11 protein-coding genes are annotated in these 21,531 nt (G+C 31.3%); all 11 read left to right on the forward strand.

The genetic code is table 11. The features are described from left to right. The first annotated feature begins 177 nt into the window (after positions 1 to 177). Complete coding sequence (locus GQS57_RS09760; RefSeq protein ID WP_165732656.1) at positions 178 to 2,913, forward strand: outer membrane beta-barrel protein; 2,736 nt, start codon at positions 178 to 180, stop codon at positions 2,911 to 2,913. A gap of 121 nt (positions 2,914 to 3,034) precedes the next feature. Next, on the forward strand, positions 3,035 to 4,456 hold the full coding sequence (locus GQS57_RS09765; protein WP_165732657.1) for a sulfatase-like hydrolase/transferase: 1,422 nt from the start codon (positions 3,035 to 3,037) through the stop codon (positions 4,454 to 4,456). A 97-nt stretch (positions 4,457 to 4,553) separates the two neighbouring features. Then, a complete protein-coding gene (locus GQS57_RS09770) occupies positions 4,554 to 6,071 on the forward strand; it encodes a sulfatase (protein WP_165732658.1) in 1,518 nt (505 codons plus the stop codon). Between the two features lie 68 nt (positions 6,072 to 6,139). Then, positions 6,140 to 8,491 (forward strand): glycoside hydrolase family 2 TIM barrel-domain containing protein, encoded by a 2,352-nt coding sequence (locus GQS57_RS09775; RefSeq protein ID WP_165732659.1) that lies wholly within the window; start codon positions 6,140 to 6,142, stop codon positions 8,489 to 8,491. A gap of 231 nt (positions 8,492 to 8,722) precedes the next feature. Further along, positions 8,723 to 9,730 (forward strand): family 16 glycosylhydrolase, encoded by a 1,008-nt coding sequence (locus GQS57_RS09780; RefSeq protein WP_165732660.1) that lies wholly within the window; start codon positions 8,723 to 8,725, stop codon positions 9,728 to 9,730. A gap of 35 nt (positions 9,731 to 9,765) precedes the next feature. Then, positions 9,766 to 10,122: a hypothetical protein gene (locus GQS57_RS09785; protein ID WP_165732661.1), complete on the forward strand. Its 357-nt coding sequence runs from the start codon at positions 9,766 to 9,768 to the stop codon at positions 10,120 to 10,122. A 99-nt stretch (positions 10,123 to 10,221) separates the two neighbouring features. Then, the gene (locus GQS57_RS09790) at positions 10,222 to 11,712 is read left to right on the forward strand and encodes a sulfatase-like hydrolase/transferase (RefSeq protein ID WP_165732662.1); all 1,491 of its coding nucleotides are present in this window, start codon (positions 10,222 to 10,224) and stop codon (positions 11,710 to 11,712) included. A 93-nt stretch (positions 11,713 to 11,805) separates the two neighbouring features. Beyond that, on the forward strand, positions 11,806 to 12,672 hold the full coding sequence (locus GQS57_RS09795) for an AraC family transcriptional regulator (RefSeq protein ID WP_165732663.1): 867 nt from the start codon (positions 11,806 to 11,808) through the stop codon (positions 12,670 to 12,672). A gap of 229 nt (positions 12,673 to 12,901) precedes the next feature. Continuing rightward, positions 12,902 to 15,094: a T9SS type A sorting domain-containing protein gene (locus GQS57_RS09800; protein ID WP_165732664.1), complete on the forward strand. Its 2,193-nt coding sequence runs from the start codon at positions 12,902 to 12,904 to the stop codon at positions 15,092 to 15,094. A gap of 11 nt (positions 15,095 to 15,105) precedes the next feature. After that, a complete protein-coding gene (locus GQS57_RS09805) occupies positions 15,106 to 18,072 on the forward strand; it encodes a sulfatase-like hydrolase/transferase (protein ID WP_165732665.1) in 2,967 nt (988 codons plus the stop codon). Positions 18,073 to 18,328: 256 nt separating this feature from the next. Beyond that, a complete protein-coding gene (locus tag GQS57_RS09810; RefSeq protein WP_165732666.1) occupies positions 18,329 to 21,529 on the forward strand; it encodes a TonB-dependent receptor in 3,201 nt (1,066 codons plus the stop codon). Positions 21,530 to 21,531 lie beyond the last annotated feature (2 nt).

The raw sequence follows: 21,531 nt of genomic DNA on the forward strand, positions 1-21,531 counted from the left end.
TAAATCAAAAGAAAAAGTAGTGGAATTATTTTTGAATTTTAAAACTGTTTTTGACATATAATAACAAAATTAGTCTTCAAGAAAACAAACTTTTTATAATTACTTGCTTATTTTTAAGGCCAGTTAACTAAAAGGAATTTGTATTTACTAAAGGCATTATAAAAAATATCTGAAAATATGTTTTCAACCAAAATAAATTTTAAAATAGGAGCATCGTTAATGTTCCTATTTTGTTTTTCAGTAAATAGTTACACACAATCTTCAGGTATAAAAGGTGTTATTACTGATGAAACCAACACTCCTTTAGAAATGGTTTCTGTAGCATTAATAAGCCCTAAAGATGCTTCTTTTTTAAGTTATACAACTACAGATTTAAAAGGAACTTTCTTTTTAAAAGACATACCAAAAGATACGGTTATTCTTCAATTAAATTTATTGGGTTTTAAAACATTTTCTAAAAAAATGATTTACAAAAAACAGTTGATAGATTTAAAAACAATTGTTTTAAAAGAAGATGTTGGGCTTTTAGATGAGGTTGTTATTACCGCGGTTGTGCCTATTCAAATTAAAAAAGATACGGTTAGTTTTAATGCAGATTCTTTTAAAGTTAATTTTGATGACAATATTGATGGTTTATTAAATAAGCTTCCAGGTATTGAAATGGAAGAAGGTAAGATAGTAGCACAAGGAACTACGGTTACTAAAATTTTTGTAGATGGAAAAGAATTTTTTGGAGGAGATCCATCCATCTTTTTAAAAAATATTTCTGCGGATGCAATTGCCAAAATAGAAGTAATCGATAAAAATAGTGATGAAGCAGAGTTAACAGGTATTAATGATGGTAATAAAGAAGTTGTTATTAATTTTACATTAAAAAAGTCGAAAAAAAATAGAGGTTTTGGTAAGGTTGCAGCGGGTTTAGGTTTAGATAACCGATATTTTAGCAATCTAAATTACAATCAATTTAATTCTAAATCGCAATTGTCTGTAATTGGGAAGTTTAATAATATTAATGTTACGGGTTCTAATATTCAAGGATTTCTAGAAAATGCAGATGGTATTGCCGATGATTCTGAAGACGATTTTATAAATCCTCAAAAAAGTTTAAGTGGCTTTTTAAAAACGGTAGTTACTGGTATCAATTACGGAAAAGAACTTCGAAAAAAGGAATCTTTTAACGTAGATTATTTTTATAACCTTTCTGAAAATAATGGTGTTTCAGATACAAAAAGAGTGTTCTTTTCTAATACCAATAACTTTAACTATAGTTCTAAAAACAAGTATTTGAATATTTCAGATAATCATAATTTGAACTTTAATTATGAGAATAAATCAAATAAAACAAGTAGTTTACGTGTTAAAGGGAAGTTTTTTTCAGACAAGATAAATTCTGATTTAATTAGAGAAGGTTTATTTTTTGACACAATGGATGAGTTGGTGACAACAAATACCAATACATCATCAAACTCAAATCTTAAAAAATATGGAAATCTAAATGTAGATTTTTACCGTAAATTACCCAAAAAGGGAAGAAGTTACAGCACAAGTTTTAAAGCTGTAATTAACAATTATACTAAAAATAATAATCAGAATACATTTATTGAAAGAAACCTTAATAAAACGAATCCGTCTACCACAAATTTTGAAATTTTAAGAGACGAAGATTTGAGTTCTGCAGATATTTTGGTGAAAGTAAAATATACAGAACCTTTAGGAGGAAATCATTATTTTAATACAGAAGCATCTTCAGAAATTTTAACAGGAACAGAAAATACCAATCAGAATAGAAAAACAATAAAAACCACTACAGTAGAAGACGCGATAGAATATTATTACAAATATTCTGAAAATAGTTTTAAAACAAAATTTTCTCATAGTTATAATAAATCTGTTTTAAATATATCTACAGGTTTAGAGCTACAAACATTACATCGAAGTTTTGGAGAAGTTGATAAAAATCAATTTATCAGAGAAAAATTTTATCTAAACCCATCTTTATTTTTTCAATACAAACCCAAAAGAGGTCAGAAATTTAGATTTACATATCGAAAATATATAAAAGCACCGAGAGCAAATCAAGCAAATCCGTTTTATAATGATATAAATCCGTATGCAATTAATACAGGAAACCCAGATTTAAAAAACGAAAAAACAAACTCCATATCTGCCACAGCAAATGTGTATGATTTTAATTCGTCATTTAATTTTAATGGTAAAATTCAGTATTCAAATTCTACGGATGCAATTATTAGAAATGTAACTATAGATGATGAATATATTAGAACAATTAGTTATCAAAATAGTGGTGAAAAGATTCGTTTTAATGCCTTGTTAAACATTACTAAAAAAATAAATAGTTTAGGAGTAAGGTTGAGTCTTAAAAATAAATTTTCTAATAATGCTGCAAATTCAATTGTGAATTATGAATTAAATAATGTGGTTTCTAAAGATTATTTAACAAGTTTAATCCTTCAAAATAATAGTAAAAGAAAAGTAGATTTAAAAGCAGGTGCAACGTACGTTGTTAATAATACTAGTTTTTCTATAGAGAATAATTTAGATAGAAAATTTACCACCCAAAAATATTTTGGTATGGTAGATTTCGATTTTTCTAAAAGATTAAACGTAAACACACAATTCGATTATTTGGTGTATACAGATAATAAGTTTTTAATACAACAAGAAATACCTATTTGGAATGCTGCAATATCATACGCTTTAACACCTAAAAACAATATTATTAAATTGGTTTTAATAGATCTTTTAGATAAAAATATAGATGTTTATAGAAGAAGTACTTTAAATTATTTTGAAGAAACCAATTTGCAAAGCCTAGGACGTTACGTGGTGTTAAGTTATACTTTTAAGATAAATAGTGGTAAAAAGAAGATAAATAAGAGTCTAAAAACCTAGTTTATAGTACTTAATTTACGCTAAAATACATTTTCTGCATCTGCAAAAACAAATGTGTTTCTTTTTTTGTTCAATTTTACATAGAAATCATAAAGTAATATTTAACACGAAAAGAATATTTATGAAGTTATTAAAATATGTAACCGTTTTGCTGGTATGCTTATGTGTATTTACAAGTTGTAATAATTTAGAAAAAAAAGAGGATACGGCCAATTTTAAAGAAAGTTATAAAGGAAAGAAACCGAATATTATTTTTCTTTTAACAGATGATTTGGGGTATGGAGAGTTAGGTTCTTTCGGACAAAAAGAAATTAGAACCCCTTTTTTAGATTCTTTGGCTTCTGTAGGAAAACGTTTTACAGATTTTTATGCGGGTACTTCTGTTTGTTCTCCCTCTAGAGCTGTTTTAATGACTGGTTTGCATACAGGACACGTAAATATTCGAGGAAATAAAGGAGATGTAAATGGAAAGTGGGATCGAGTTGCTTTAAAGAAATCAGAAAAAACAATCGGAGAAATGTTGCAAAATACAGGGTATCAAACAGCAATGATTGGTAAGTGGCATTTAGGTGTGCCAGAAGATACTTCTACCTGGGCAAAAGGACGTGGTTTTGATTATGCCGTGCAAGAACAATGGGGAAAAGATGTTAATGGAAGAGAGATTGATGAACGTGTACATTGGGTAAACAACAATCAAGATTCTATTTTTTATAATTATAATAAACACAAATGTTTAGATGAGTTTAGAACAAATTTTGCGTTAGATTATTTAGATAAAAAATCGAATGAGAAACCTTTTTTCTTATACATGTCTTATAGAACACCGCATGCACATGAGTTGTTTTTAAGTGAAACAGATTTGTATGCCGATAGAATAGAAGAATGGCCAGAAATAGAAAGAAGACATGCAGCTAGAATTACAATGTTAGATGCACAAGTTAAAAGATTGTTTTATAAATTAAAAGCAAGTGGTGAATTAGAAAATACCTTAATTGTTTTTTCTAGTGATAATGGTCCGACAGGTGAAAATCATCATGATTATAAATTCTTTAATAGTTCTGGAGATTTAAAAGGATATAAAAGAGATGTGTATGAAGGCGGAGTAAGAGTGCCAATGTTTGCTTATTGGAAAAATAAAATAGCAGAGGGAACAACAACAAATCATCCAGCAACTTTTTATGATATCATGCCAACATTTGCAGAAGTTGCAGAAACAACATCACCTAACAAAACAGACGGAATTTCTATTTTACCAGAATTATTAGACCAAGGAAATCAACAAAAACATGATTTTCTGTATTTCGAAATTCAGGAAGGAAGAAGTGTAAAAGGATTTAAACAAGCTACTCGTTTTGGAAATTGGAAAGCAGTAAGAATGGGCGATAATTACCACACAGAATTATATGATTTATCTGTAGATTTATATGAAAAGAATGATGTTTCTAAACAACACCCAGAATTGGTGGAAAAAGCAAATGAAATTCTAAAAAGAGAAAGTGTGAAAAATCCACATTTTCCATATTCTGGAGGAGTATTTAAATAATGTAAAAATGTGTAAACGTGTAATTGTTAAATTGTTTAACCGAGTCTAGTCAATTACACAGTTAAACTTTTAAACAATTACACAAATAATAAAATATATGAAATCAATTAAATTTATCACACTAACTACTTGTATTATTCTTACAATATCAGCATGTAAAAAGAATACAGAAAAAGTTGCTCAGGTTGAAGTGAAAAAAGAGCGTCCAAATATTATTTGGATCATGGCAGAAGACATGAGTATAGATTTAGAAACGTACGGAATGCCAAATGTAAAAACGCCTCATTTAAACAAAATGGCAAATCAAGGAATTCGTTTTGATAATGCTTTTGTAACCAATCCAATTTGCTCACCAAGTAGGTCTGCAATGATGATTGGTACACATCAAGTAAAAACAAATTCGCACAATCACAGAAGTAACAGGGATGTTCCTTTAGATAGTCAGTTTAAGCCATTCACAAAATTATTAAAAGATGCAGGATACACTACTATTTTGGGTAATCATGCTGTAATGAAAAAAGGTAGAAAAATTGATGTAAACTTTAAACACGATCCAATTGGTAATTGGGATGGAAAAACAGAATTTGGTTTGTTTGATAAGTATGATACTTTCGAAAAGGAAGACCAACCCTTTTTTGCGCAAATTCAGTTGGTAGTTACACATAGAGGAGATTGGTGGGATGAAGTAAGAGCAAAATCGGAACATCCAGTAGATCCAAAAACCTTAACATTGCCACCTTATATGGCAGATGATGCTGCAATTCGTTTAGATTGGGCTAAGTATTTAGACCAAATCGAGTACATGGACAATGAAGTGGGAATGATTTTTAAAGAATTGGAAGATAAGGGAATATCAGACAATACTGTTGTTATTTTTATAGGTGATAATGGTCGTTGTAATATTAGAGGAAAAGGATATTTACAAGATCCAGGATTAAGAATTCCTTTTATTATCTATTATCCAAAACAATTTAAAGGAGGAGAAGTAAGAAAAGATGTGGTTTCTGCAACAGATATAACGGCTTCTATTGTAGATTTTGCAGGAATCGATGTTCCAAACTACATGACAGGAAAACCAATTTTTAATAATAATTTTGATAGAAAATATGTATATGGAGCAAGAGATTTATGGGATGAAATTGAAGAAAAATCAAGAGCTGTAACTTCTGGAGATTGGTCTTATATTAGAAATGACAAACCAGAAGTTCCTTATGATGCAGAACAAGCGTATTTAGAGTTTTATAGACCTGCAGTACATATTATGAGAAAATTGTACAAAGAAGGGAAGTTAAATGAAAACCAAAAACCATTTTTTGAGCCTACAAAACCAAACGAAGAATTGTATAATTTAAAAGAAGATCCATTTCAGCTACATAATTTAGCTACAAACGAAAAATATAAAGACGTATTAGAAGAATTAAGAGCAGAAACTGTTCAGTTTGATAAAGAAATGACGCCGGTAAGTGACACTTACAATCCGGTTGATGTTCCTGGACAACCTTTTGTAAAATGGTTTCGACAAGAACACCCAAAAGCGTACCTAGATATGCAAAATGGAGTAGAAGTTGGTTATAAAAAGTATAGCCAGTTGTATAAAAAATCATTAAAAAAATAAGACAAAGAAGTATACTTTCTAACTGAAAAGCCTTCGCGAATTTTGCGTTTAAATTAAAAACAAAACCTATGAAGATCAATTTTATAAACACATTAAAATATTCATTTTTACTGATCATTGCCATCAGTTTAACTTCTTGTCAAGAAGAAGCTAATTATGAAGCAAAAGTTAATTTTAATAAAGGTTGGCAGTTTACCAAATTAGCTAAAACCACAGATTCAGATGCTGCTTTTAGTCAACCAAATTTCGATGCAACTTCTTGGGAGTCGGTAAGCTTACCACACACAACAAACATAGAACCACAAGTTGTAAATGATCAATGGCAAGGAATTGCATGGTACAGAAAAAGTTTTAATGTTCCTGTAAATCCATCTAAAAAGAAAGTGTTTTTAGAATTGGAAGCAGCCATGAATTTTTCTAAAATTTGGATAAACGGAACTTTAGTTTCAGAACACCATGGAGGTTATTTGCCTGTAAAAGTAGACATTACAAACTATGTAGAAAAAGGAAGTGCTAACGTAATTGCTGTAAGATTAGACAATACGGACAACGATATTACAGGGCCAAAACCATTAAAAAGGTTAGACTTTAATATGTATGGTGGTTTGTATAGAAATGCTTGGTTGCATTTTTCGGATAAAGTATATATTTCAGATCCTGTTTTGGCGAATAAAGTTGCTGGAGGTGGTGTTTTTATAACCTATCCAAAAGTTTCTAAAGCTGTTTCTGAAGTTGCTATAAAAACGCATGTAATTAATGAAGAAAAAGAAGCAAAAGAAGTTAAAATTGTACAAAGTATTTTTTACGATGGAACTTTGGTAAAAGAACAATTAACTGTAAAAAGCATAGGAGCAGAAAATGATGTAGAAGTGCAACAAATATTTACATTAAACGATGCCAAATTATGGTCGCCAAAAGATCCTAATTTATATCAGTTAGAAACGAAGATTTTTATTGATGAGAATGAAATTGATGCAGAAGTAACAAATTTCGGAATTAGAGTTTTTACTTTTGATAAAGAAAATCAACTAGAAATCAATGGCGTAAAAACATTTTTAAGAGGTGTAAATCGCCATCAAGATTACCCTTTTATTGGGTATGCTTTGTCTGATAATGCACAGTATAGAGATGCTAAAAAGATTAAAGATGGTGGTTTCGATTATATCAGATTATCACATTACCCCCAATCTCCAGCTTTTTTAGATGCTTGTGACGAGTTGGGTATTGTAGTGGTAGATGCTATTATGGGATGGCAATATTATAATGATACCGATGCTTTTAGAGAGTATTGCTACAGATCTGCATCAGAATTAATTAGAAGAGATAGAAACAGACCTTCTGTTTTGGCTTGGGAAGTTTCTTTAAATGAAACTAAAGAAATGACAGTTCCTTTTATGACAGAATTAAATAGAATTACGCATGCAGAATATCCTGGAGAGAATGTGTATTCTTGTGGATGGATGGATGATGTGTATGACATCTATTTTCAAGCACGTCAGCATAGAATTTTACATCCACATCCTTTAAAAGAGGGACAACCATATTCTGTTTCTGAGTATGGAGATTGGGAATATCATTCTAAAAATGCAGGTTTAAATCAAGATAATTTACCAAACTCTATGAGAGCGGAACTAAGCAGTCGTCAATCTAGAGCTAATGGAGAGGAAAGATTGTTAAACATGGCTTTCAATTTACAAGAATCGCATAATGATAATTTACACACGGTAGCATTTTCAGATAGTTATTGGGTAATGTATGATTATAACAGAGGATATCATCCAGATATTGAATACTCTGGAGTAATGGATCTTTTTAGATTGCCAAAATTCGGATATTATTTTTATCAGAGTCAGAGAGATTCAGACGAGGCAAATATCTTAAAGTTGGCTACTTTTTGGAATGAAAAATCGCCTTTAGATGTAAGAGTGTTTGCTAATGCAGATGAGGTTCAATTGTTTTTAAATGATAAATTAATTGCGACTCAAAAACCAGATCAAAATAAAAATACAGACAAATTAAACCACCCTCCATTTACATTTAAAGTATCTTCTTTTGAAGCGGGAACTTTAAAAGCGGTAGGTTTTATCAACGGAAAAAAAGTGTCTGAAGATAGTATTACAACTGCTAAAGAGCCAACTAAATTAAAAATTTGGATTGATGAAAGCGGAAAGCAACCACAAGCAGGAGTTAACGATGTGGTGTTTTGTTATATTGCTGCCGTTGATGAAAACGGAACAATTAACACAGATTATTCAGAAGAGATAAACGTTACTTTAACAGGTGATTTAGAAATAATGAATCCGGATGTTATTAAAGCAGAAGCAGGTATTGCAACTGCATTAATAAGAGTAGGAAATTCTTTAAACGGAACTGTTTCTGCGGAAGCAAAAGATTTAAAATCTAACAATTATAGCTTTTAAGGAAAGTAGTTTTTTTTAGTCGATATATCACAAATAGAAAAGGTGTTCTTTATAATTTAAAGGATGCCTTTTTTGTTTTATTTTTTTAATTCATCACTTAAAGGTTAATTAAACTTTAATTAACGGATAAATTATAATCATAAGTGGGTAATTTTAAATAAAGGGTGTACGTTAATTTTATTTTTCTTTGTAAGATTAAGTTTTAAAGCTTAATTTTTAAAAAAGAATAAAATGATGATAAAAAGAATATTATTTCTTAGTATCCCTCTTTTACTGCTAGCTTGTGGTAATCAAAAGAATGTTACAAAAGATGACTCTGTTAAACAGAAGGCTAAAGTTTTTCCTTTATCAGATCCAACAAATACAGGTAATTGGGTTTTAAATACGGATGCTTCTGATGAATTTGAAGATGATACAATAGACGAGGATAAATGGTATATAGTTGGGAAGTTTAAAGACGGAAAACCTTTTTACAAACATCCAGATTTGCCAAACAAAAAAGTTTGGAAAGGACGTGCTCCATCTCAATTTTCAGGAAGAAATTACCGTTTAGAAGATGGCAAACTAATTTTAGAAACTCGTTGGGAGCCAGATTTTCCTTTTTCTGATGATGTGCAAAAACCTTGGGGTAAAAAAGAAGGTGAAGTTGCTAAATTCGAAAACTTAACAACAGCTTGTTTTATTGGTCGTAAATTCTTTAAATATGGCTATATGGAAATAAAAAGTAAAGCTGCAGATGCAGAAATTACAAGTGCTTTTTGGGCGATAGGAAATAAAACTGAATTAGATATTTTTGAACAATTTGGAGATCATAGACAACCTGTTAAAGAAGCAAATGGAAAAGACAGAGAGCTTTGGTGGTCTATACACGATTGGTCTAAAGAAGGGAAAGGTAAAAGTGTGTATACAGAGCATTTAGATTATGGTTTTAGAGTAGCAGATGATTTTCATGTATATGGAATTGAATGGAATGAAAACGGACTAAAATTATATGTAGATGGAGTATACAAAACCGGCGCAACAAAAGAACAAGTAGATGCGTATGCTAAAGAAAAAGGCTATCCTAACGGTTGGGTTATGGACGGAGCAATTTCTATTTGGTTAGATCAAGAAACGTTTCCTTGGCACGGAGTTCCAGATAGTAAAGAAGACTTAGAATTAAATAGTCCAGAGGGAGAAAAAGAGGACGGAGTTGTAGACTTCGAAATTGAGTATGTAAGAATTTGGCAAAAAAAATAATAGCAGTAATTAACCATTAACCTTAAATCAATATCATGAAAAAAATCATTTTAATATTATTATTAGTAGTATCATTTTCTGCTACTTATGGGCAAAATAAATTTCAAGAAAGACAAAATAAATACTTTGTAGAAGCAGCAGCGAAAGAATATAATTTAAACGAAGCTCAACAAAAAGAGCTTACAGAATTAAGAACAACAATGGTTGTAGCTTATGGAGAGTCTCAAAAAGAGGCAAAAGCAGGTACAATAACCAAAGAAGAAAAGAAAGCTAAAAACGGTGAAGCTAGTAAAGAATTTAACAATGGTGTTATTAAGTTAACAGGAAAAAATTACAAAGAATTGGCTCCGTTTTTTAAGAGAATGAGAGAAGAATTAAAAGAGGTTAAATAACTTTTTTTAGAACAAAAAAAAGGTTGCTTTCTAATTAATGATAGAAGGCAACCTTTTCTTAGTTTACAGCATCAATTTTATTATTAATAATACCATCAAATGAAAAAAATAGTAACTATTATTTCTGCCTTTTTTTTATTAGCAACAATTAGTTGTACTTCCACTAAAGATAAGAGCAATTCTAAAACAGTAGCAAAAACAACTTCAACTATTGAAACTCCTGCAAGACCAAACATTTTATTTATTTTATGTGATGATTTGGGATATTCAGATGTCGGTTTTAATGGATCTAAAGACATACCAACACCCAATTTAGATGCCTTGGCAAATAACGGAACTATTTTTACTTCTGCTTATGTAGCACATCCTTTTTGTGGACCAAGTAGAGCAGCATTAATGACGGGTAGATATCCACATGAAATTGGAGCTCAATTTAACCTACCTCCAAATAGTGGAGAAACTATTAAGAAAGGAATCTCTTTAGAAGAAACTTTTATTAGTAAAGTGTTAGATGAAGCAGGTTATAATACTGGTGCAATTGGTAAATGGCATTTAGGTTCTAATCCAGAATTTCATCCAAATGTAAGAGGTTTTGATGATTTCTTTGGTTTTTTAGGAGGAGGACATAATTATTTTCCAGAGCAATATAGAAAAGCGTATGCACAACAAGAAGCTAATGGAAATAAATTAATTTGGGATTATTTACATCCATTAGAGCACAATGGTAAACAAATAAAAGAAACAGAATATTTAACAGATGCCTTTTCTAGAGAAGCGGTTCGTTTTATTACAGATGCTGGTAAAAACGAAGATCCTTTTTTCTTATATCTTGCATACAATGCACCTCATACACCTTTAGAAGCAAAAGAAGAAGATCTTAAGTTGTTTTCTCATATAAAAGATAAAAAAAGAAGAACCTATGCTGCTATGGTGTATGCTGTAGATCGTGGAGTTAAAAGAATTTTACAATCATTAAAAGATTCTAATCAGTTAGAAAATACTTTAATTATCTTTTTAAGTGATAACGGAGGAAAAACGACTTCTGGAGCAACAAATTTTCCTTTAAAAGAAGGAAAAGGAAGTGCTTATGAAGGCGGTTATAGAGTTCCTATGTTTTTCAATTGGCCAAATGTTGTGCCTGCGGGGAATACGTTTAATGCCCCAGTTTCTGCTTTAGATTTTTATCCAACTTTAGCAAAATTAGCAGGAGCAGAAATTCCTACAGGAAAAAAACTAGATGGTAAAAATATTTGGGATAATTTTTTAATGAATAAAGATTCTTATAAAGATGATAATATTTTTGTGATGCGTCACAGAAATGGTTTTAGTGATGTTGGTGTTCGAAAAAATGATTGGAAAGCTGTAAAAGCATACAATCAAAAATGGAAATTGTTCAATATTACAAATGATATTGAAGAGAAAAATGATGTAAAAAATCAACATCCAGAAATCTTACAAGATTTAGTAAAAGATGCAGAAGATTGGAGTAAATTACATATTCAACCATTTTGGTGGCACAATGTAAAAACGGGTGTTGAATGGAAAAAAGATAATATGCCAAAGTTTGATGAAACTTTTAAATTAGATTAAAGGTTTATTTTGTTTTTTTATCAATGTTTATTGAATTAGTGAGTTAAAAATAGGAATTCAATTTCAAAAAATATTTTATTATATTTGTTAACAATGAAACTCGTATTAAAAAAATCTGATACCCCTGTAAATAAAAAACTAGACATTTATACAAGAGATGTTCCTTGTTTAGATGCTGCGTGGCATTATCATAAAGAATTCGAATTACTGTATATTTCTAAAAGTAACGGAATTCGTTTTGTAGGTGATAGTGTTGCTCCTTTTTTTGCAGGAGATTTAGTTTTGGTGGGGTCTTATCTGCCACATTTGTGGAGGAATGATCCTTCTTATTACGAAGAAGAAAGTACCAAAGAAGTAAAGACTATTGTAACTAAATTTACAGAAGATTTTTTAGGAAATGAGATTCTTCAAATGCCAGATTTTTACAACGTAAAAAAAATATTAGAAGAGTGCAAGTTTGGTTTGTCTTTTGGAGAAAATGTGAGTAAGTTTTTACATAACGATATTATGTCACTTCCAAGATTGTCATCAACAGAAAAACACATTAAAATTTTAAGTATTTTACATAAATTATCTTTGGTTGATAAAAAAGATAAAACAGTTTTATCATCCTCAGATATGAGGCAGACAACAACCACTGAAAGTTCTGAGCGTATAGATACGGTTTTAAAATTTATATCAGATAACTACGCTTCTAGTATTAGTTTAGACGATATTTCTAATGTTGCTTGTATGACAACAAATTCATTTTGTAGGTTTTTTAAAAAAATGACGAATAAATCATTTACCCAGTTTTTAAATGAAATTCGTATTCGAAATGCTTCTAGAATCTTGGTGCAAGAAAATTTACCAGTTTCAGAAATTTGTTATATTGTTGGTTTTAATTCAATTACTAATTTTAATAAACAATTTAAACAGATAATGGGTTCTACTCCAAAGAAGTTTAGAGAAGATATCTAGTCTCTTATTTCTTTTTTATTTAAGTACAATAACAGTTTTCCTTTATTTTATAAAGAGTATATTTATTATCAATCACAAAATGGTAGCTTATGATAATAAGCTACCATTTGTGGTTAATATTAGCTTAATTCTATGCTTATTTATCATGTAGTTTTGGCGTTAAACTAAAATATACATGTATTTAACAAAACTGCATTTTCCGACAACTTTTAAATATAGTGTTGCTTTCATGATGATATCATTATGGGGTTTTACTATAAATGGACAAACATTGCCATTCTCTGATCCTCAAAATACAGGAGATTGGATTTTAAACTCTGATATTTCAGACGAATTTGAAGCAGCTACTATAAATGAAGATCAATGGTTAATTCAGGGTAGAAATGGAAAATATCAATCTAATTTTATAGGAAGAGTACCTGCTCAGTTTTCTACAGATAATGCAATTTTAGAAGACGGAAAGTTAAAAATTCTTACAAAATGGGAACCAGATTATCCATTTACAAAAGATAATAGTGGCAATCAATTAGGTGTGTATAATGGAGTGTCTAAACCAATAACTACTGCGGCTGTAATTAGTAAAAAACAATTTCAATATGGATATATGGAAATTAAATCTAAAGCGGCAAATGCAGAAATAACAAGTGCTTTTTGGACTACAGGTCCAGGACCAGGAAAACCAGGAGGTGCAGCGGAATTAGACATGTTCGAAATGTTTGGAGGTCATAAAACCAACGACGCTTGGAAAAAAAGATTAAAGCTTAATATTATCAGTTGGGATCCAAACAATGAAATTTTTAAAGAACAAAAAGAACTTGGTAAAATAGGTACAACACATACTAGAAATATACAAGCAGCAAATAATACAGCAGACGATTTTCATGTATATGGTTTTGAGTGGACTGCAGAATATATAAAAGTTTACATTGATGGTGTTTTACATCCAGATGGTACAATTTTAAAATCTGTTTTAACAAAAAACGGAGCAGAACCAGATAGATGGGTAACAGATGTCCCTTCTTGGATTTGGTTTGATTCAGAAACTTTTCCTTGGTTAGGTTTGCCAGATGCTTCAGATTTACAAACCCCAGCAGAATATCAAATAGAATATATTAGAGTTTGGCAAAAACAAACAGGTAAAATATCTATAATTGGCACTACTGATGCAATTGAAGGAACTACTGATGGAAGTTTTAAAGTGGCGTTACCGAACGGAGAGATTGCTACAGAAGATATTAATGTTACCTATTTAGTGGATGGAAGTGCAACGGAAGGAACAGATTATACTACAATACCAAGAACGTTTACTATAGCAAGCGGAACGAATTCATCTGAAATAATTATTGACGCTGTTGAAGACGGAATTGAAGAAGATCCAGAAACAGTTACTATTACTTTACAATCTTCTAGTTCTAAAACAGTAGATACAACAGTAACGAGTATTTCTATATCAGATTTTGTTGCATCTACAACGTTAACGGCAGGAGATATTGCCATAGTAGGTTGGAAATCTGGAAGTGGAAAGCTTGCGTTTATGCTTTTAAAAGATATTAGTGCAACAACAAAGTTATCAATTTCTAATAGGTCTTGGAGCAATGCTTCTAATGGATTTATTGGAGATTTTACGGTTGATGATATTTGGACTTGGACTGCAGGAAGTGAGTATAAAACTGGAGATATTTTGATGTTAGATTCAGATGGGCAAATTAAACAAGTTGTTGGTAATACCGAAGTTGTCGTAGGTGTAACTGCTCATGATTATACAGGAAAAGTAGATCAAAGAAGTGATGGTGATTTTGATATTTCGGTAAACGGAGAAGGAATCTTGATTTTTCAGGCAGATCCTTTTGCATTACCAACAAACGGAAATTCGACAGCGTGGATAACGGGTATAAATACTTCTCAAGGTTGGGGAGTTGGTGGAGGGAATTCCTATAGCGAATTACCAACTGCATTAACAAACGGCATAAATGCAAATAGTGTTGGAGATAAACACGATTTTGGCGTTTATAAAGGTGCTTTATCAGGTACACCTGCGCAATTAAGAGCAAGTATTAATGATGCAAGTAATTGGATTTTCTCTGAAGATACAACCTACAATTTGTGGTCATTTAACAAAACGGTTAGTAATACTACAGGAGATATTGGTATTGTTGGTACTTTGCTTGTATCAACGCTATCTAAAGGTCAATTTACTATTTTTCCTAACCCGGCAAATGAGGAACTTTCTATTAATTTTGGAGAGGCACAACAGACTTTAGAAATAGAGATTTTTGCGGCCTTAGGGAAATCAGTCAAAAAAGTAAAGGAAAGTAATGTACTTAATTCTAAGTTAAGTGTTTCTAATCTATCGTCAGGAATTTACTTTTTATCAATTACATCAGAAAATACAAAGCAAACTAAAAAAATCATTATTAAATAGAAACTGAAACTATGAAAAACAATTACTTTAAATATTATATATTCTTTTTTACAGTCCTAATTTCGGGGAGTAACTATGCGCAATCGCAAGGAACAAAACCAAACATCATTGTAATTTTAGCCGATGATTTAGGCTATGGAGATGTCGGTTTTAACAGAGGTGGAAGTTTTCCCGAAGACAGAGGAGTGATTCCAACTCCTAATATAGATGCTTTGGCAAATAACGGAGTTGTCTTAAAAAATGCGCACGTTGCTCATCCTTTTTGCGGACCAAGTAGGGTAGCCATCTTAACAGGTATGATGCCGCACAGAATTGGTGCACAATATAATTTACCTAATGATATTACATCCACTTTAGGTGTGCCAACTAATGAAACTTATTTTTCTACAGTACTTAAAACTGCGAATTATAATACAGCTGCTTTTGGTAAATGGCATTTAGGGTTTAAAGATGGAGCATATCAACCTTTAGATAGAGGTTTTGATTATTTCTTTGGTTTCTTAGGTGGAGGAAAAAATTACTTCGAAAGTGTTTATGAAGATGGTTTTTATAACAGATTAGGAGGTAACAATCCTGTTACAAACGAATATCAAGACCCAATTTGGAGAGATAGAGGTTATGTTGCAGAAAGTGAATTCAGTGATGCTGAAAATGAAGATTACTTAACAGATTTGCTTACAGATGAAGCAATTCAGTATCAAAATAGTGTAAGTGGTTCTACAGAACCGTATTTTATGTATTTATCTTACAATGCACCACACACCCCTTTACAAGCACCGGCAGCAGAAGAAGCTCAGTTTAAATTAGACAATCCTAATTTTGAAAGCTTAATTAGAAATAGTCCATACATTACAGAATCTAACCCTGTAAATAAGGAATCTGATCCTGTTAAGAAAGCAGAATTGATAGAAAAGTTTGTGCAAGCTCGTATTACCTATGCTACAATGGTAACCAATATGGATACCAATATAGGAAAACTTGTTACAGAACTTAAAAAAGACATGACTAAATTTAACAATACGGTTATTATATTTTTAAGTGATAATGGTGGTTATACACACAGTAAAGGTGCTGTAAACTGGCCCTTAGATGCAGGAAAAGGAAGTGTAAAAGAAGGTGGACATAAAGTACCAATGTTTGTGCATTGGCCAGATAAAATTACAGGTGGTGCTTCGTATAATCATCAAATTAGCTCTTTAGATTTGTATCCAACTTTAGTTGGTTTAGCAGGAGCAACTGTACCTACAGAAAAAACTATTGATGGGGTAGATTTTATGGATAAATTAATTGCAGGACAAGATGCAAGACCAGATGATGGTATATTGTTGATGAGACCACAAAATGGATTCCATAATGGCGGAATTGCTTATGACAAATGGAAAATTGTAAAAACAGCAAATGGTGGTCAGTGGAATTTATTTGACATTTCTACAGATCCGGGAGAAGAAACTAACGTTAGAAATAGCGAGCCAAATGGAGATCAAATTGTGCAAACAATTTTAGACAATGCAATTGCAAAAGTGGTTGATTTTAAAGACGTAAAACCTGCTTGGTATGATAATGATAATGAAGACGTAGATGGAGATGGAGAAGGTGATGGACACATACATAGTTTTCTTTGGGAAGACGGAACTTTACCTGGTTATGACAGACTTTTTGAAACCTCTTTATTAAAGTTAGAAGGAGAACTTAGTGAAATTACAATAGCTAAAACTACAGACGCCATAGAAGGTGGTGTTAATGGGGTATTTACCATAAGTTTACCAGAAGGGGTAAATGTTACCGAAAATATAGACATTACGTATACTGTAAGTGGAGTTGCAACTGACGGTACAGACTACACATCATTATCTGGAACAACTACTATTTCTAATGGAACAAACGCTGCTCAAATAATTATTGCTGCTGCAGAAGATGGATTAGAAGAAATAAGTGAAACTGTTATTATTACATTAACAACAACAACTTTTGGTAGTATAAAGAATGCAACTGCAGAAATTAATATTTTTGATGTAATAGAATCTACTGTTTTAACTGCTGGAGATATTGCAATTGTAGGTTGGAAATCTGGAAAAGGTAAATTAGCATTTATGCTTTTAAAAGACATTAGCGCAACCACCAAGCTATCTATTTCTAATAGAACTTGGAGCAATACTGCCAATGAATTTACAGGAGATTATAGTGTAGATGATATTTGGACTTGGGCTGCAGGTGCTGCTTTTAGTACTGGTGATCTTTTTATTTTAGACGATGATGGCCTTATTAAACAAGTAGTAAATAATGCAGAAGAGGTTGTAGGTACAACTACTCACGATTATACTGGGAAAGTTGCGGAAGCAAGTGACGGAGATTTCGATTTTTCTGTAAATGGAGAAGGTATCTTAATTTTTCAAGCAGACCCTTTTGCGCTTCCAGCGGATGCAAATTCAGCTGCTTGGATAACGGGAATAAATACTGCCCTTGGATGGGGTAACGGTGGCGGAAACTCTGCTTGTGAATTACCAACTGCTTTAACCAATGGAGTAAATGCAAATACTGTAGGGGAAAAACATGATTTCGGAGTTTATACAGGTGCTTTATCAGGAACGCCAGCGCAATTAAGAGCAAGTATTAATAATGTTAATAATTGGTCATTTTCTGAAGATACAGAATACAACTTGTGGAGTTTTGATAAAACCTCTAGCAATACAGCAGGAAATATTGGTTCTGCAGGTACTTTGAGTACAGCTGATCAAATTTTTAAAGAATTAAGTATTTTTCCAAATCCTTCTGGCAATTTTTTAAACGTAAATTATAGCGGAACTTTAAGTGAATTAGAAGTCGAGATTTTTACAGCATCCGGTAAGTCGGTTAAAAAAGTAAAAGAAACCAATGCAAATAACCCAAGAATAGATGTTTCTAATTTATCGTCTGGAATCTATATTATAAAAATTAAAACAGACGAAAACCTTCTCATTAAAAAGATCATTAAATTATAATTAAGAGATTTTTTTTTCAACTAAGGACTCGCAATATTTATTGCGAGTTTTTTTGTAAATAAACTTTGCGTCAACTTGTAGTTATAAAAATAAAATAAGTTTTTATATGGTTAATTTAACATATAATTAAGGTAAATTAGTGTTGGTTGTAGGTAATATTCATAAAAATAAGGTGGTTTATTTTTTGGAAATTTGAATAATGAATTGATTTTTTGTCAAATTCATAATTTATAATAATTCAAAAAACCAAATAATTATGAGAAAAAAACTATTTTTTGATAATGGTTCTTATGTATCCTTAATACAACAATTTAGGGTAATCGGGCTATTACAAATTTGTTTAATCAGCTTTCCAATGTTTGCCAATGCAAGTTCATTTGAAATTAGTGAAAACAATGTAAATGACGTAACGTTTCAGCAAAACATTACTGGAACAGTTTCAGACGAAAGCGGACCAATACCAGGAGTGAGTGTTCAGGTAAAAGGAAGTTCTAAAGGTACTGTAACCGATTTTGATGGTAATTATTCTTTATCAGTAGAGGATGCAAATGCTATTTTAATATTTTCTTACATAGGTTATAAAACACAAGAAGTACCTGCAAATGGTAAGGCTACTTTAGATATAACTTTAGTTGCAGATGTGGCAAATTTAGATGAAGTAGTTATTGTTGGTTATACCTCTAAAAAACGAGGAGAATTAACAGGTTCTGTAAGTACTTTAAAAGCTGCAGATATAGAAAATACTTCTAATAGAGAGGTTGCTAAATCTCTTTCGGGTAAAGTAACGGGTGTAATTATATCAGATAGAGGTGGTTATCCTGGTTCAGATGGAGATGTTTCTTTATTGATTAGAGGACAATCTACATTAAACAACAACGCACCTTTAATTTTAATTGATGGTGTACAAACTGGTATTGGTACATTTAATCAATTAGCACCACAAGACATTGCTAATTTAAGTGTTTTAAAAGATGGAGCAGCAGCTATTTATGGTAATAGAGCAGCAAATGGTGTAATTATAGTAACTACAAAAAGAGGAACGTCTGGTAAGCCAAAAGTAAAATTATCTACCTCTTATAGTGTTTCTTCATTTTCAGCATTTCCAGACTTAATGTCTTCAGAACAATATGCAATTTATGAAAATGAAATTGCAGAAAGAAAAGGATTAGCATTACCTAATTCACAAGCAGATATAGATAAATATGCAGCAGGGAATGATCTGCTAAATTACCCAAATACAAACTGGGCAGATTTAACATTTGCAAAAACAGCTCCAGAAACTAGAAATTCTATTTCTATTTCAGGTGGAAGTGAAAATGTAAAATATTTTGTAAGTGGAGATTTAATGAGTAGAGAAGGGATGTTTGCTTCTGGAGATTTAGATTTTAATCAGAGTCAATTGCGTTCTAATTTAGATATTAAATTAACAGACGATATCAAATTAAGTGTAGATGTATCAGGTCGTTTTTCAGAAAACAACCAACCTGGTGTAAATGCAGGTTTTATTTACAAGCACATATATGCAAACTTACCTACAGAAGTAGGTGTGTATCCAAACGGTTTACCTGCTTGGGGAGGAGAAAATGGAGCAAATCCATTAGTTATGTCTAGCAATCAATCTGGATTTACAAAACAAAATAATAACGATTTAAGAGGTCGTTTTGCCATCGATTGGAAATTAGATAAAATAACTAAAGGCTTAAGTTTTAATAGTTATGTAGGGGTTAGAAAAATGAATTACGATCAGAAGTCATTTTATACTCCATGGACAATCTATAAACTAGACCAAACTAGTGGAGACTATAACCCAGAAACAGGTTTTTCTCAAGACGGACAACAAAATATATTAAGAGATACTTTTTGGAAATTTGAAGAAACGTTATTCAATGCTACTATTAGATATAGTACTACTATAAATGATGTACACTCTTTAAATGGTTTTATAGGATATGAGCAACAGACATCAGAAATCAATAGTTTTTTTGGACAGAGTGGTAATCTACCATCAACAGACCTTCCTTATTTATTTGCAGGAGATCCGAGCAATCAACTTACAAACGGATCTGCAAGTGAAGATGCTTCTTTAAGTTATCTAGGTTCTTTGTCTTATGATTATGATAAAAAATATTTTATAGACGCAACCTTACGTAGAGATGGTTCAAGTAGATTTAGTTCAGACAATAGATTTGGTACTTTTTATAGTGTTGGAGGTTCTTGGGCTATAGGAAAAGAAAAATTTTTAGAAAATGTTTCTTGGTTAAGCGCTCTTAATTTAAGAAGTAGTTATGCCGTAATGGGAAATGATAGAATAGGGGGGTTCCAATACTTATCTCAATATTCTTATGGAGGAGATTTTAGTAATAATAATACCAATGTAAGACCAAATTATTATGCTTTTGGAGAAAATGGAGTAGTTGCAAATGGTTATAGAACTGGTGTTGCTCCAAACCCTAATGTAACTTGGGAAACTGCTATTATGAAAAACTTTGCCGTAACATTTCAAATGTTTGACAGCAGATTGTCTGGAGAAGTAAATTATTTTTATCAAAACAGAAAAGATATTTTAGTAGACAATGGTGGTGAAGTTCCAGAATTTACAGGAGTACAATTACCAGATGAAAATTTAGGACAAGTAGATAGTTATGGTGTAGAGGTTACTTTAGGTTGGGCAGATAAAATAGGAGAAGTAGGTTATAACCTAGGTTTTAATTTAACGCAAGCTAAAAATGAAGTAATTTATTTACCACAACCAGTAAACACTCCAGCTGCTTTAAGACAAGAAGGGATGCCAATTGGTTCTTATGTCGTAGCGCCAACAGCAGGAATTTTTAGAGATCAGGCACAAGTAGATGCAACTGCTGTTAAAAAAGCAGGAACGGTAGAAGGTGAACCAATTTATTTAGATACCAATGAAGATGGTAAAATAGATGATGGAGATTTTATTAGAATAAGTAGTTCTAACGTACCAGAAATACAATACGGTATTACGGGTGGGGTAAATTATAAAGATTTTAGTTTAAGTTTTTTATTACAAGGACAGGCAAAAGCAAAAGCATTGGTGTTTTTCGACCAAGACGGAGGTAAACCTAGTCATGTTTTTAATGACAGATGGACGCCAGACAATAGAGATGCAAGATACCCAAGAGCTTTTGGTTTAAATGATGAATACAGTAGTATTCAAAACGGACAACCAGATAATTTTATTGGTGCAGATTTGTGGTTACATGATGCTTCTTTCTTAAGATTAAAAGAAGTGGAATTAGCATATACAATAACAAAAGAAAAAGCAAAGTTTGCAGACATTAGAGTCTTTGCAAGAGGTTTTAACCTGTTAACAATGTTTTCAGATATTGAAAAGTTAGGTTTAGATCCAGAAGCTGCTGGGTATAATAACTTTAGAGGATCTACATATCCTTCTTTAACGATGTACACAGTTGGTTTAAATTTTACTTTTTAATA

Source organism: Polaribacter sp. 20A6 (genome assembly GCF_011378915.1).
Lineage (GTDB): Bacteria > Bacteroidota > Bacteroidia > Flavobacteriales > Flavobacteriaceae > Polaribacter > Polaribacter sejongensis.

Coding starts and splice junctions, on each gene's coding strand:
- GQS57_RS09760 (WP_165732656.1), top strand. CDS start 178: ATGTTTTCAACCAAAATAAATTTTAAAATAGGAGCATCGTTAATGTTC.
- GQS57_RS09765 (WP_165732657.1), top strand. CDS start 3,035: ATGAAGTTATTAAAATATGTAACCGTTTTGCTGGTATGCTTATGTGTA.
- GQS57_RS09770 (WP_165732658.1), top strand. CDS start 4,554: ATGAAATCAATTAAATTTATCACACTAACTACTTGTATTATTCTTACA.
- GQS57_RS09775 (WP_165732659.1), top strand. CDS start 6,140: ATGAAGATCAATTTTATAAACACATTAAAATATTCATTTTTACTGATC.
- GQS57_RS09780 (WP_165732660.1), top strand. CDS start 8,723: ATGATGATAAAAAGAATATTATTTCTTAGTATCCCTCTTTTACTGCTA.
- GQS57_RS09785 (WP_165732661.1), top strand. CDS start 9,766: ATGAAAAAAATCATTTTAATATTATTATTAGTAGTATCATTTTCTGCT.
- GQS57_RS09790 (WP_165732662.1), top strand. CDS start 10,222: ATGAAAAAAATAGTAACTATTATTTCTGCCTTTTTTTTATTAGCAACA.
- GQS57_RS09795 (WP_165732663.1), top strand. CDS start 11,806: ATGAAACTCGTATTAAAAAAATCTGATACCCCTGTAAATAAAAAACTA.
- GQS57_RS09800 (WP_165732664.1), top strand. CDS start 12,902: ATGATGATATCATTATGGGGTTTTACTATAAATGGACAAACATTGCCA.
- GQS57_RS09805 (WP_165732665.1), top strand. CDS start 15,106: ATGAAAAACAATTACTTTAAATATTATATATTCTTTTTTACAGTCCTA.
- GQS57_RS09810 (WP_165732666.1), top strand. CDS start 18,329: ATGAGAAAAAAACTATTTTTTGATAATGGTTCTTATGTATCCTTAATA.